Source organism: Roseiconus nitratireducens (genome assembly GCF_008629675.1).
In the GTDB taxonomy this organism is placed as follows: Bacteria; Planctomycetota; Planctomycetia; order Pirellulales; family Pirellulaceae; genus Stieleria; species Stieleria nitratireducens.
Map to the genome: position 1 here is coordinate 371,718 of NZ_VWOX01000005.1, position 13,786 is coordinate 385,503.

Consider the following 13,786-nt stretch of genomic DNA (forward strand, 5'->3'; position numbering starts at 1 on the left):
GAGCGACCGGAGACCCGCGAATGTGGACACGCATTCCCCACGACAGGGCCGGCGGCGTACGGCTTTGCTACCGTCTCTCACGGTCGCAATGTCTCTCCCGGCACCACGTGCCCGGATCGGTCACTCCTGGTGGGGCGTGATCCGACGGGCATCGACCGGAGGCTCGGATTCGTCGTCGTGCTCCAAACGGGCCTTGGGGTCCGACCCGACCGTTTTGGCCAGGTAGTGCCCCAACGGACTGGCCATCAGGCTGGGCAACAGAAAGACGTCGCCGAACAAGGCCGCCGAAAGCAGACCGAACATCAGCAGCGCAAATTGGCTCGTCGGCACAAAATCGCTGAACCAGTACACCATCAGCGACAAACCACAAACCATCGTGGTCTGCAGCATCGCCCATCCACACTGTGCCAGGGCACCATGAGCGGCGCGAATCTGCCCCAACCCCTGTGCCCGGCGTGAACCGAACCGAGAAAGCAGGTGCACCGTGTCGTCGACCGCGATTCCCAAGGCCACACTTGCCGACATCACCGATCCGATGTCCAGCGGCACCTGCCGAAGCCCCATCCAGCCGAACAGTGCCACGGTGGGAAACAGGTTGGGGATCATCGCGATCAGTCCGCCGCGAAGACTGCGCAGGACAAACACCATCACCACACCGACGACCGCAAACGCCGTCAGAAAACTGCGAAACAAATCGCCCAGCAACACGATCTGGGCCTCGTGCACGACCACGGCCGGTCCAGTCAACGTGAAAGTCGGATGGAGGGTGCTTTCCTCGATCGCCTGCTGAACGGTTTCGCGAATCTGCTCCAACGACACGGAGTAATCGACATCGTGTGGCTCCCACAATCGCAGCGTGACGCGCCAGACCTCCGAGTCCTCGTCTCGGGAGATCATGCCCAGCTGGCCCAAACCGCTTTCTTCATCGCGGATCATTTTGGCCACCGCCGCACGCGTCGCGCTGGCCGACAGAGAACGGCCGCTGGGCAACGTCCGGATAAAACTGATCGCGGAGATGACGCCCCCGACCGGTTCACTTTGGATCGAAGCCAAGTGCACATTGCGGACAACTTCCAAGCGATCCAACGGGTTGTCTTGCTCTTGCAAAGGAGGAAAGCGGATCAGCAGCTCGGCCGTCGAGGTCGCACCCACATTCTCCTCGAACCACGCGTACTCATTGCGGATCGGACTTCCCGGTTGAAACATCCTCAACAGGTTGACCGACGTTTCCAGGGAGAAGAGTCCGCTTGCAAGCGATCCTGCCAGCAGCAGGAAAAAGATGATGATCGGCCACGGACGCGACAGCCGGGTGCGGACCCAGTTGAACACCGGTCCCCGCGTGTGCGGCGGCCCAGGTTCCGGTTCCTGATCGCTTTCACGGTACTTCAACCGCTTGGAAAGCTTTCGCTCACTCCACTCACGGCTAAGGATCATTGCCCCCGGAAGCACGATCAGCAACAGAAACAATGTCGACAAGACTCCGATGGACGAAACGAAACCGAACACGCGAATCGGCTCGATGCGAACGAGCATCAGGGATCCCAGACCGACAACCGTCGTGCCGGTCGCCAAAAAGCAGGGCACGATTCCGGCACGCAACGCACGTCGCGCCGCTTGGCTGGGAGAGAGTTCCGGGAATTCGTGCGACGCGTCGATGAAATAGTTGCTGAGGTGAATTCCCGCCGAGATCGTCAACACGAAGATCAGAGGCGGCAGCACAATCAGCACGGCATTCATCGGAGTGCCGGTGTAATACACCAGCGCCAACACCAGCCCCTCGCCGATTACAGCGATGACCGTGATGGCCAGGGTCAGCGGGATAGAACGCAGACAGATGAAGCAGATCACGGCCGCCAAGACCGCCGACGGAGGCGCAAACACGTTGATGCTGCGAATGCTGGCCGCATCGACATCCGCGCCGTCACGCGGCCCCCCCACCATCGCCACCTGCGATTGATCCACTTGCGCGACATCCGCGATCAAGCTTCGCATCAGTGGAAACAAATCGCGACGATGCGACTGGGCGGCGTCGTCCAACGAAACCACCACGCAAGTCTGTTCGCCGTTGGGACCGATCAGGAACCCTTTCAATCGAGCGATCGCGCTGACCTCCGAAAGCGAAGACGGCGCCTCGGTCATCTGGGCCACGACGGTCGGCCCCGATTTGACGTTCAAGAACGGGTGGGCGTTGCCACAGAGTTCACGGATTGCTTGGAGCTGAGTCGCCCCCGGCATCGAAGGATCGACATTCAACTCACGCGGCGGTGCCTGAGCGTCAATCGTGTCCCCGGCGTGGCGTGCGAGCGAATCAAAGGCGTCAGTCACTTGCCGCAGCGATTCCGAATCCACGGTCGCCCCCGGCCACGAAATCAACACGACTTCCGAGACGACGAACCGACGTGCCAGATCGTTAAAAGCTGCCTTTTCCGGGAGCGAGTCCGGAACCCAATCGATCGGGCGGTTGAGCAATCCGTCAATCGCGGCCCGAGAATGCACGATCGCGGGGACCGCCAAAATCGCCAATATCACCGCTCCAACGGCCATTCGGCGCATGTACCGCGTTCTTAGCGATCGTTCTTCCCCCACTCGGTGAATCTCCAGGTCTCGGAAGTCAAGTTTTGGACTGGTTATAGCGAAAGGCCTCGCACAACGTGAGGGGCGCCGACACCTCCCACAGGCCAAATTCTTCTGTCCGCCGTCGGACGCTGGCCGGCCGGGTAGAATGAATGGTGGATGTCCGTTCGCAGCCGTCGAACCGACATCCGAACGGGGCAGCAACGGAGTGATTCCGGTTGCTCCCCGCGGTCCCGCTGCGGTTCCCACACCGACGGGCGGCGGGATTCGAGGCGGGTTCAATGGAAGCGGGCCAAAGGGTACTCACATACGATCGAGTTCCACCTGCGACCAAAAGTCCACTTGCGACCAAGACCCTGCCCAGTGCTGTGTCGGTAGCAGACGGCGACAGACTGCCGCCCAATACCTTGCAGCATTCCACTCCCTTTCGACCTACCGAAACCTTTCCAACGATCCGCCGGTTGCATTACAAAACCTGTTGCAGGCGCTGGCCTGCCGACCGACGATCCGAATTGATTGAGACGAAAAATGAAATCAGCGTACGATTGCGTGGTGATTGGCGCCGGTCCGGCCGGCGGGGCTGCCGCAGCTATCACGGCCGAGGGCGGCCTTGAGACGCTTTTGGTCGAGCGGGAGCAGGTCCCACGTTTTCACGTCGGAGAGTCTCTGATGCCGGAAACTTACTGGCCGCTGCAGCGGCTGGGTTTGACCGATCGGGTCAAGAACGCCGGCTGGCAGGTCAAGAAGAGTGTCCAATTTGTCACCCACCGAGGCACCGAATCGGCTCCCTTCTTTTTCCGCCAGCACGATCAACGCGAATGCAGTGACACCTGGCAGGTCGAACGCAGCGAGTTCGACAAGATGTTGTTCGACCGCGCGGCCGAGCTGGGGGCGGATTGCGTCGACCAAACGCGTTTGTCGGACGTGCAATTTGACGCCGACGGGCGAACGACGGGCGTCGTGCTGAAGTGCGCCGACGGCCAGACGCGCGAAATCGATTGCAAGGTGGTGATCGATGCCACCGGACAACAGTCATTTCTTGCCAACAAGCTGGGTCTGAAAGAGGTCAATCCTGACCTCAAGAAAGCCGCCATCTGGGGCTATTACCGGGACGCGGTTCGGGGAGAAGGCGACAACGAGGGCGCGACCATCATTCTGCAAACCGAATCCAAAGATGCTTGGTTCTGGTTCATCCCACAATCGCGCGGAATCACCAGCATCGGCTGCGTCGGCGACAACGATTACTTGCTCAAGGGCCGGGGCACGCCCGAGCAAACCTTTCAAGAAGAATTGGACAAATGCCCGGGGCTGAAACCGAGGCTTGAGAACGCGACGCGTCTGGGCAGTTTGCGGACGGCCAAGGAATTTTCCTACATGACCAAGCAGCACGCCGGCGATGGGTGGGTTCTGGTCGGCGATGCTTTTGGCTTCATTGACCCGGTCTACTCCTCGGGCGTCTACTTTGCTCTGGAGATGGGAGTTCGTGCCGGCGATGCGGTCGTGCAGGGCTTCGCCGCCAATGACCTGTCGGCCGAACGGCTGGGAGCCTGGTCAGAGGAGTTCAAGCAGGGGGCGAAATGGGTTCGCAAGCTGGTGCATGCTTTCTACACCAAGGAATTCAGCATCGGACGATTCATGAAGGAACATCCCGAACATCGTAGCAACCTGACCGACCTGCTGATCGGACGGATCTTTCACGAGCGAGCCGGCCAGATGTTCGATGACATGGAGAAGTCCATCGAAAAGGCGAAGATGTCGATGGCAAGCTGACCCGTGGGGACGGTCGAAACGCCACCCCCGATGCGGGTATTTGGTCTGTCCAATGAACCGGCGAAATCGCTGTGGCGCGTCCGCCCCCGCACGTCCAACCGCTGGCGGAATGACCGCGGCGTTGATCATTGCCAATGACAGCTTGTCGCCGCCCACCGTTTTCCGGAGTCAGTCATGGCCTCCAAGCATCGTGCGTTTTTCCTATTTCTCTTCAGTGTCGCCACGTTTTACGCCGGTGTCGCGCCGGATCGCGCCATCGCCCAGCTGGCCCCCGAGCCACCGGAAGTCAATCCGGTCCTGCTGCAGATGATCCGTGATTCGGCGATCCATCGCGAACTGGATTTGTCGGCGGAACAGATTGATGCGGTGATGCACGTGTTGGAAGAAGTGGACGGCCCCTGGTTTCGAGTCCGCATCCGTCCGCAGCCGGAGCGGAAAGTGGTCATGGGAAAGCTGACCCTGCAGTTGGAACAGGCGTTGGCTGAGATTCTGAAGCCGGATCAACTCGATCGTCTGAACCAATTGCGCAACCAGGCTCTTGGAACGCGAATGATCGTTCGCGATGCCGCGGTGTCCCAGTTGGACCTGGCTTCGCAGAAGCGCGGTGAGCTTTTCGAGTACTTTGCCGAAACCGACCGAATGGTTGCCACATGGCAGGAGCAGCTTCGTGGGGGCGAAGGGGATGAAAGAGCCATCGCCAGCAAGATTCAACAGCGTCAGAACGACGAACGGCAGCACTTTGTCGATTCGTTGACCAATGCCCAGAAAAGGACGCTGTACGATCTGACGGGGAAGTCATTTGATTTCCAGCAGGTCAAACGGATGTATCCGCGGGCGCCGGAACTGACGCTGGAAGGGGCTGAATGGTTGCAGGGCGGTCCGCTGACGCTTGAGCAGCTGCGAGGAAAAGTGGTTGCCCTGCACTTCTACGCCTTCCAGTGCATCAATTGCCGCCGGAACCTTCCCCACTACAACGGCTGGCACACCGACTATGCCGACCAAGGCCTGGTCGTCATTGGAATCCAGACACCCGAAACGTCGGCCGAACGGTCCGTCGAGCGAGTCGCAGCTGCGATTCAAAGTGAGGGCATCGAATACCCGGTGCTGATGGATGCCGAGTCAAGTAATTGGAAGCGGTGGTCCAACACGATGTGGCCGACGGTCTACCTGATTGACAAACAGGGATTCCTGCGACGCTGGTGGCAAGGCGAACTGAACTGGAAAGAAACGCCTGGCGAAAAACAAATGCGGGAAACGATCGAGACATTGCTAGCAGAAGGCGACTGAGACTTCGCCGCGGCAGACTCCCCGGGTGCCACCGCCCCAACGTCGCCTTTCACTCCTGCGAAAGTAGCGCCCCCCCGAGGCCGCCAGCCACTCGTATTTCAGATTTGGTGCCACCCACCAACTCTCCCGCCGGTGTCAAAATAGGCAATCTGCCGGTCTCAGATTTGGTGCCACCCACCAACTGAACTCGATGCTTGCAATCCAAATGATGCCTGGCACCAATTGAGAGGGTGAGCAGAAGGCGACTGAGTTTGCGCGGCGGCAGACACCTCGGGTGCCACCGTCCCGAGCGTCGCCTTTCGCTCCTGCGAAAGTAGCGCCCCCCGGAACCGCCAGCCACTCGTATTTGGTGCCACCCACCAACTGAACTCGATGCTTGCAATCCAAATGATGCCTGGCACCAATTGAGAGGGTGATCGGAATCCAGACACCCGAAACGTCGGCCGAACGGTCCGTCGAGCGAGTCGCAGCTGCGATTCATGGATTTGGTGCCACCCACCAATTGAACGCCATGCTTGCAATTCAAATGGTGCCTGGTACGGATTTGGTGCCAGGCACCAACTGAGAGAGTGACAATGTGAGACGGCCAGGGGACCACCGTCTGGCGACGGTGGCTACGTCCGCTCAGATTTGGTGCCACCCACCAATTGAACTCTATGCTTGCAATTCAAATGATGCCTGGCACCAATTGGGATCGCGTCCCCGAGCTTGGGTGGGAATTCGGTGTGAGGCTGATCTTTCGGGCGAGGCGTCTGCTTGGGTAGGATCGTTTGGCTCTGCCCAATCACCACGCAGGAAGGATCCTCGTGTCTGCCGCACTCCCACTTCCACCGGATGACCGTCCCCACCCACCGGATCCCGCGTCGGATGTTCCGGCGACGTTGCTGGATCGGCTCCGATGCATCCGCGAAACGGTCAGCGCCGAAGCGGAAGCCATCGGGCGGGCCGCCGAAATGCTCGGCCCCCCGGCGGTCCGGGCAGCAGAATTGTCGGCGGAGTGTGCCGGCAACGTGGTCATCACCGGCGTCGGCAAGGCGGGACTGGTCGGCCAGAAACTTGTCGCCACGCTGGCCAGCACAGGGACACCGGCCCATTTTTTGCATCCGACCGAAGCGGTCCATGGAGATTTTGGCCGCGTCAAGAGCGACGACCTCGTCTGGGCCCTCTCGAATTCCGGGCGAAGCGAAGAAGTCACGCGGATCGCATCCCAACTGCGCCGCCAAGGCGCCGGACTGATCTCATTCACCGCCGATGTCGACAACCCGTTGGCGGAAGTCGCCGACTGCAAGGTGGTTTTCGGGCGGCACAGCGAAGCTTGCCCGCATGGCTTGGCGCCGACTGCCAGCACGGCCGTGATGATGGCGGTGGGCGATGCGGTGGCTCTGCTGGCCAGCCGACTCCGTCGATTCACACCTCGCGATTTTGCCCGATTCCACCCCGGTGGCGCGTTGGGAAGGAAGCTTTGCAAGGTCGGCCAGATGATGCGTCCGCTGGCGGCCTGCCGAATCGCCAACGAGCGCGTCACGATTCGGGAATGCATGATCTCCTGTTCGATGACCGGTCGACGCAGTGGCGCGGTGATGCTGACCAACGACCAAGGCGTGTTGACCGGAATCTTTACCGATAGCGACTTGGCCCGGCTGTTGGAATCCCGTTGCGAAGACGCCCTGGACCAACCGATCGAAGGAAAGATGACCACCGAACCACATCGCACGGGTCCGGACGCCTTGCTGAGCGATGTCGTCGCCTTGTTCGGTCAGCTGCAAATCAGCGAACTTCCCGTCGTCGGCGTCGATGGCAAGCCGATGGGCATGGTCGACATTACCGATTTGATCGCCGTGGGCGAATTGGATGAAGGTGACGACCGCGACGGCCGCTCGACTCTTCCCTTTGCTCCCTGAATTCCCCACCGACAGCCTGCCCAACGATGCCCGCCACCTTCCGATCCGATTCCGATTTATCCGGCCCCATCACCTGCATCCTTTCGGATGTGGACGGGGTGATGACCGATGGAGGCATCATCTATGGCTCCAACGGCGAAGAGACCAAAAGATTTCATGTGCGGGACGGATCGGGAATCAAAATCTGGATCCGATCCGGCTACAGCTTCGGAATCATCACCGGACGGCGCAGCGTGATGGTTGATCGCCGGGCCGAGGAGCTTGGAATCCAGCACGTCTCCCAGGGGATCGGCGACAAACTCTCGCGTGCCCAAACCGTGATCGCGGAACTGGGGCTGACGGTCGAAAACGTCTGTTACATCGGTGACGACCTTCCCGATCTTGAACTGATGAAGTCGGTTGCCTTGGCGGCCGCGCCGGCCGATGCGGCGGCCGACGCCCGGGATGCAGCCCACTGGGTGCTGCGGTCCGGTGGCGGTCAGGGTGCGGTCCGCGAAGTCGTGGAGCGACTGCTGCGGGCCAAGGAGCAATGGAACCCCATTCTGGCGTGACGGTGCCGAGTGAAACGGAAACTGATTCATTACCTGACGGCGCTTCTGGTGCTTTCGGCCTGCGCGACGGTGTACCGCGAAGCCGCCAATCGCCTTTTGCGTGCGCCCGAGGTCGCCATCGTGATCCCGCGCCCGCCAACTTCCAAGGCGGGGCTGAAGGATTCCTTGGCCGACCTGTTCCCCGCCGGGGCTTGGCAACTGGGTGACTGCAAACGGCTGCTAACCGGCAACGGGGCGTTACTTTTTCAGAACTGGCACCAGACGTCCGAAGATCATTGGAAGCTGGAACCAATCACGATCGTCGTCGGTCGCGGCTTGGAATCCGACGGTTCTGATGCCCCCATCGTGCTGACCGCCGAAGAAGGCGCCGAGGTCCAATTTGCCGAATCACTGGACGTCATGGGCGGCAGTGCTCCACCGATCAAGATGGGGCGGATGATCGGCGAAGTGCGGATCAAACGCTTTGGCGACGCCAAACCGGGGGAAAACCTGGACGTCACGACCGGCAACGTTCGCATCGACAACCGGAAAGTCTGGACGACCGAACAGATCATCATGCAGGTTGGCGGTGCTTCCATGCGTGGGCGCGATCTGACCATCCATTTGGCGGCATCCGCCAACCGGGCCGCCAGCAATTCGGCACCCTCATCGATCCTGGACCGGATGGAATTGGTGTACCTGGACGAATTGAAGATCCCGCTGGATCCGCCGGAACGTGCGGCAACGCAGCCCAGGCGGATTGGCCCGTCGAAATCACCACGGCGCAACGGCGTGGTGACCATCCACTGCGACAACGGCCTGGTGTACGACTTTGCGTTGGACCAGTTGTCGCTGCGAAAAGCCATCCGCATGGTCCGAACCGGCGGAGGCCCAAAGCCCGACACGTTTCGGTGCGAAACGTTGGATCTGGTGCTACGCGATCCGGCCGACCGTTCGATGAAGCGGAACGGGCCCTTGGATTGGATCGACCGAGTCAACGCCACCGGTCTGCCGGCGATTGTCGATCTGCCGTCCCAACAATTCCGCCTGGCCGCCGAGGAAATCGATTTCGATGCCCTGGGTGGACTGCTACGTGCCGGCGGAAATCAGCCGGTCGCGATCAAACGGGGCGTCATCACCGCATCGCTAACGCAGTTAGCCTATCAGTTTGACCCCAAGCTCCCGGAACAAATCGGCACCGTCGACGCACGCGGTCTGGGTGAGGTTTCCGTGGCAGACCCCGGCGTGGCGATCCGAAGATTCAAGTGGCGTGACGGATTCCGACTGCAACCGCTTGACGACACCACACTGAAATCGATTCAGGGCAAACAACAGAGCAGTCGCCTTGGACTGCGAGTCGATGGGCAGGTGCAAGCGACGCTTGCTGATGGAGGCGAGTTCAAAGCCGGGGCGATCGAAGGCGTGTTGGTCGCCGACTCCCGCCCCCTGTCCGACGAAAAACCTCCGGCCACGTCCCTCACATCGCGCCCCGCGCTTCAACAACCGGCTGACCGATCACGTCCGCGATTCACGTTCCGGCCGGAAGTGTTTCATGCCACCGATTCGGTGGACATCGAATCCAGTGCGATTGCAATGCAGACGAATCAGTTGAGTCTGTATTTCGAGCAGGCCGCGGCACCAGTCGGCAGCGGCACCCGCGCGAGATCACCTGACTCGGCTTCAGGCGTATCCGATTGGGTGATTCAGCCGACACCGAGCGACGGCCGACGCGCCCCCGTGGCCCGCCCTCGCCCCTCGCTGAAAGGTGACCTGATCACCGCCAAACTGCTCGTCACGCCTGACGGATTGGACGCCAGGGATTTGAGCATTCGCGGAAACGTCGTGGTCCGACACCAAGTCCGGACCGGAGAATCGATGATGCCAATTGAATTGGTTGGCGACACGCTTCGATTGCAACGCAGTGCAACACAACAAGGGGGCGGCCGCGACTATCTGCAGTTGGGCAGCGGCCCCGAGTCGCCGGCGAGATTCCTGATGGGAGACGGCTACTTTGTCGGCCCGACGATCAAGGTCTGGCCGCACGACAATGTCGTCCAGGTCGACGGGGCGGGCGAACTTCAAGTGCCGCGCCAAGTTTTGGCGTCGGCCGGCAAACCGCGCTCTGAAGACGTCACTAAAAAACCTTCGATTCAATGGCAGGTTCCGCCACACTGCCAGTGGCTGGGCAGCATGCAATTTGACGGGCAAACGGCCCTCCTGGATGGCGGCGTCAAAATCGATGCGACGATCGCCAGCGGAGAAAGTCCATGGATCACGACGATGGCCGGCCAAGCCATGGAGATCGCCTTGGACCGGTCGATTGAGCTGCTGGACCAGGCCAGCATGAAAGCGGCTACGGTGGCGCAGATCAGCCTGTTTCGATCGGACCAGCAACCCGTCACGGTTCGAAGTGAACAGCGTGCCGCCGACCAGGCCCCCGAAGCGATTCATCTACTTACCGCAGACCGGCTGAGCTTCATGCCGGCCGATGGCGGCAAGCTACTCGGCACCGGACCGGGGTCTTATCGCGGCTGGATGATGACCGATCGCAACAGCTCCATCCTGTCGCCGCGGGCATCGGAAACCGAACACCTCGGCAACCAAGTGCTGCAGGGCGTCCACCTAAAGTTTCGCAACGCCCTCGAGGGCGACCTGACCAACCGAACACTCGCCTTCACCGGCGGGGTTCGCGCAGGAGTCCGAAAACTGAACGGCTGGGACGAACACGTCGATGTCGACCAGATGCAACGCCTGGCAATGGACGAATCCACCCTGCAATGTGAACGGCTGCAGTTCGGAATCACACCCGGCATCCCGGAAGACGTCCGCAACATTCCCGGAATGCCAACGCCGTGGGAAATGGAAGCCAGTGGCGGCGTCTTGGTACGGGCGCGCACCGATCGGGGTCTGATTGAAGGCGATGCTTCTCGCGCATCCTACGCTTCACGCAAATCCTGGCTGCTGATTGAGGGATCGCCTGCGCAGAGCGCGTCGTTCAAACAGACCACCCCGGAAGGCAAACCCGGATTCCAAATGCGTTACCCGCAAATGGCACTGAACCTGAAGACCTACGAACTGGAATTCTTGATGGAAGACGCGAAGATCGGCAATCTGCCTCAGCCGCCGCGCCGGTAGCGCTGGCCGTTGTTCGCCGCATCCATGCTCCTCAAGAATCTTCGTCGATCACTTCCGGACTGGCCGGATCCTCCGGAGCTCGCTTGCGAAGTTTTCGCTGCAGGGAGCGTCGGTGAATCCCCAATCGCCGCGCCGCCTCGGAGATGTTCCCGCCACAATCGGAAAGCACCCGATGGATGTGCTCCCATTCGTTGCGGGCCAACGACGGGGCGGGAAAGCTGACATCGCCGGTGGGGACCGTCGGTTCATCGCCACGTGCAAACGCCGCCAGAATGTCGTCGGCGTCGGCGGGTTTGCTAAGAAAATTCACCGCCCCCGCACGCACCGCGTCGATCGACGCCGGGATGCTTCCGAAACCGGACAGCATAATGACCCGAGTGTCCGGTTTCATTTGCAACAACTTTCGAAGCAGATCCAAGCCGGTTTTTCCCGGCATCCGCAGATCCAGAACGGCCAGATCCGTGGGCGAATGGTGAAACACTTCCACCGCCTCGTCATAGCTGCCGGCTGTTTGCACACGGAACCCGCGCTGTCGCATCGCCATCGCCAGACGATCCCGCAGAATCACGGTGTCATCGACCAACAGGATGCTTTCGGCTCCCAAGGTCATCGAACTGTGTACCGGTGAGTTTTCTTCTGTCATGATCATCTAGTGCTGCTCGTCAATACGGCCGAACGCGGCGAAGGCTTGTCCGTACCCGCCCGGCTTCCAACTCTATCAAATTGTCCCACTTCATCCTTCGCTTTTCCGCGAGAACCGACGAAGTCTTTGCCCGCACGCTGATAATCGATCCGATCAAATCGATCTGATTCAGGCGATCCCACTTGTTCAGTGTAGACGGGCCCCAAAATTCGAACATCCCCGCCGTGGTCCTACGGCCCGGAAAAAGCGGCCGGGAAGACGTGACCGGAAGATTCCGAACAGCCGGCCAATCGATGGGCTCAAACCGGCAGCTCTCCAGACTGAATCGCCCCGGCCCGCTCACGGACCTTGGACAGAAACGCAGCATCCTTGCGATCCAGATTCATCAACTGCATTTTCATTCTGGGATTCTGGGCGAAGGCCGATCGGTGGCGTTGCAAAAAATCCCAGTACAACGTCGTGAATGGACAGGCGTCTTCGCCCACGGCTTCCTTGGGAGAATAACGACACGAGCGACAATGATTGCTCATCCGATTGATGTACGCTCCGCTGGCGCAGTAAGGCTTGGTCGCCATCAAACCGCCGTCACCGTACTGGCTCATTCCCAGGGCGTTGGGCAGACTGACCCAATCGATCGCGTCGGCATACATCGCCAGATGCCACTCATGAAATCGTCTGGGATGCACCCCCAGCAGTTGGGCATACAACCCCAGCACCATCAGCCGTTGGATGTGGTGGGCGTAGGCGGTTTCCATCACCAGACGCATGCTGTCGGCGACGCAGGCCATCTCCGTTTGGCCGTCCCAGAAAAAGTCCGGAACCCCTTGCGAAGGATCACATTGCAACGCGTTCAGCTCGGCGTACTCCGGCATTTGCGTCCAGTAGACCCCGCGAACGTATTCCCGCCAGCCAAGGATTTGGCGGACGAAACCTTCCACCGCATTGATCGGTGCGATGTCGTCTTGAAATGCTCCCACCGCAGCCTCGACGACCTCACGGGGGCTGAGCAGGTGCAGGTTGATGGCGTGAGACAATCGCGAGTGATAAAGAAACCTCTGGTCACCCCACATCGCGTCCTGATACGTCCCAAAGTCCGGCAACCGATGCCTGACAAAGTCCTCCAGCGACTCGACCGCCTGGTCCCGCGTGACGGGCAAATCGAAATCGTCCAGTTCGCCGGGATGATCTGAGAAGCGTGATGACACCATCTCCATCACGTCGCGGGTGATCGCATCGGGTGCGAATCGCGGCGGTTCGGGTATCTCACCCGGCCCACCGCGTTTGAAGCTGGATCGATTCTCCTTGTCAAAATTCCAGCTGCCTCCAATCGGCTCGCCTTCCGAATCGATCAACACATCGTGCTCTTTGCGCATGGTGCGATAGAACGATTCCAACACCATGGATTTTCGGTCGGCTGCCCATTCTCGAAAACGGTCGATGCTGCAATAGAAATGTTCGTCCTCACGAACTTCCATCGGAACACCACAGTCGGCGGTCGTCTGCTGGAGCGAACGCAGCACGCGATCGTCGCCCGGGTGCACGACCACGACCTTCTGCGGTTCGCCCTGCGAAAAAGTCTCACGCAGCAAGCGTGAAAAACTTGACTTACGGGCTTTGCGACCATCGGATGGCAACTCGTGGTAATCGACCTGAAACCCGTTGGCACGCAACTCCTCGCGAAAATGGCGCATCGGAGCGAAGAAGCTGACCAGCCGGTACTTGTGACACCACACATGGCTCGCCTCCTCTTGATTCTCCGCCATCCAGATGCGGTCCACCGACGCGTCGAAATCCTGCAGAGCCGCTGAATCGTGATTCAGCTGATCCCCCAAGACAAGTACCAAGTTGCGCGAGCGGCGGGACATCAGGCGGTTCAGAAATCGGGGGCGAGACGTGAGCCGGGAAGTGTACCGGCGTGTCCAGCGTTCAACCCAACTTCGGTTCGA

8 protein-coding genes are annotated in these 13,786 nt (G+C 60.3%); 5 read left to right on the forward strand and 3 right to left on the reverse strand.

Translation table 11 applies throughout. From position 1 onward, the window contains the following. Nucleotides 1-120: 120 nt before the first annotated feature. Nucleotides 121-2,553: an efflux RND transporter permease subunit gene (locus FYK55_RS11535; RefSeq protein ID WP_150076546.1), complete on the reverse strand. Its 2,433-nt coding sequence runs from the start codon at nt 2,551-2,553 to the stop codon at nt 121-123. 549 nt (nt 2,554-3,102) lie between these two features. Between FYK55_RS11535 and FYK55_RS11540 the strand changes: the two genes are divergently transcribed. The 5 genes from FYK55_RS11540 to FYK55_RS11560 all read left to right on the forward strand — a co-directional run bounded on the left by FYK55_RS11540 (nt 3,103) and on the right by FYK55_RS11560 (nt 11,197). Beyond that, complete coding sequence (locus FYK55_RS11540; protein ID WP_150076547.1) at nt 3,103-4,344, forward strand: NAD(P)/FAD-dependent oxidoreductase; 1,242 nt, start codon at nt 3,103-3,105, stop codon at nt 4,342-4,344. Between the two features lie 174 nt (nt 4,345-4,518). After that, nucleotides 4,519-5,631 carry a redoxin domain-containing protein gene (locus tag FYK55_RS11545; protein ID WP_150076548.1) on the forward strand — a complete coding sequence of 371 codons (1,113 nt, stop codon included), beginning with the start codon at nt 4,519-4,521 and terminating at the stop codon, nt 5,629-5,631. Between the two features lie 806 nt (nt 5,632-6,437). Next, nucleotides 6,438-7,532, forward strand: coding sequence for a KpsF/GutQ family sugar-phosphate isomerase (locus tag FYK55_RS11550; RefSeq protein WP_235908620.1), 1,095 nt, complete (start codon nt 6,438-6,440; stop codon nt 7,530-7,532). A 26-nt stretch (nt 7,533-7,558) separates the two neighbouring features. Then, the gene (locus FYK55_RS11555; RefSeq protein ID WP_150076549.1) at nt 7,559-8,083 is read left to right on the forward strand and encodes a KdsC family phosphatase; all 525 of its coding nucleotides are present in this window, start codon (nt 7,559-7,561) and stop codon (nt 8,081-8,083) included. Between the two features lie 9 nt (nt 8,084-8,092). Beyond that, the gene (locus FYK55_RS11560) at nt 8,093-11,197 is read left to right on the forward strand and encodes a hypothetical protein (protein ID WP_150076550.1); all 3,105 of its coding nucleotides are present in this window, start codon (nt 8,093-8,095) and stop codon (nt 11,195-11,197) included. Between the two features lie 31 nt (nt 11,198-11,228). Here the strand turns inward: FYK55_RS11560 and FYK55_RS11565 are convergent, their stop codons facing one another. Both FYK55_RS11565 and FYK55_RS11570 read right to left on the reverse strand, forming a co-directional pair. Beyond that, the gene (locus FYK55_RS11565) at nt 11,229-11,846 is read right to left on the reverse strand and encodes a response regulator transcription factor (RefSeq protein WP_150076551.1); all 618 of its coding nucleotides are present in this window, start codon (nt 11,844-11,846) and stop codon (nt 11,229-11,231) included. Between the two features lie 293 nt (nt 11,847-12,139). Then, nucleotides 12,140-13,705, reverse strand: a complete 1,566-nt coding sequence (locus FYK55_RS11570; RefSeq protein WP_150076552.1) for a cryptochrome/photolyase family protein — start codon at nt 13,703-13,705, stop codon at nt 12,140-12,142. Between the last annotated feature and the right edge of the window lie 81 nt (nt 13,706-13,786).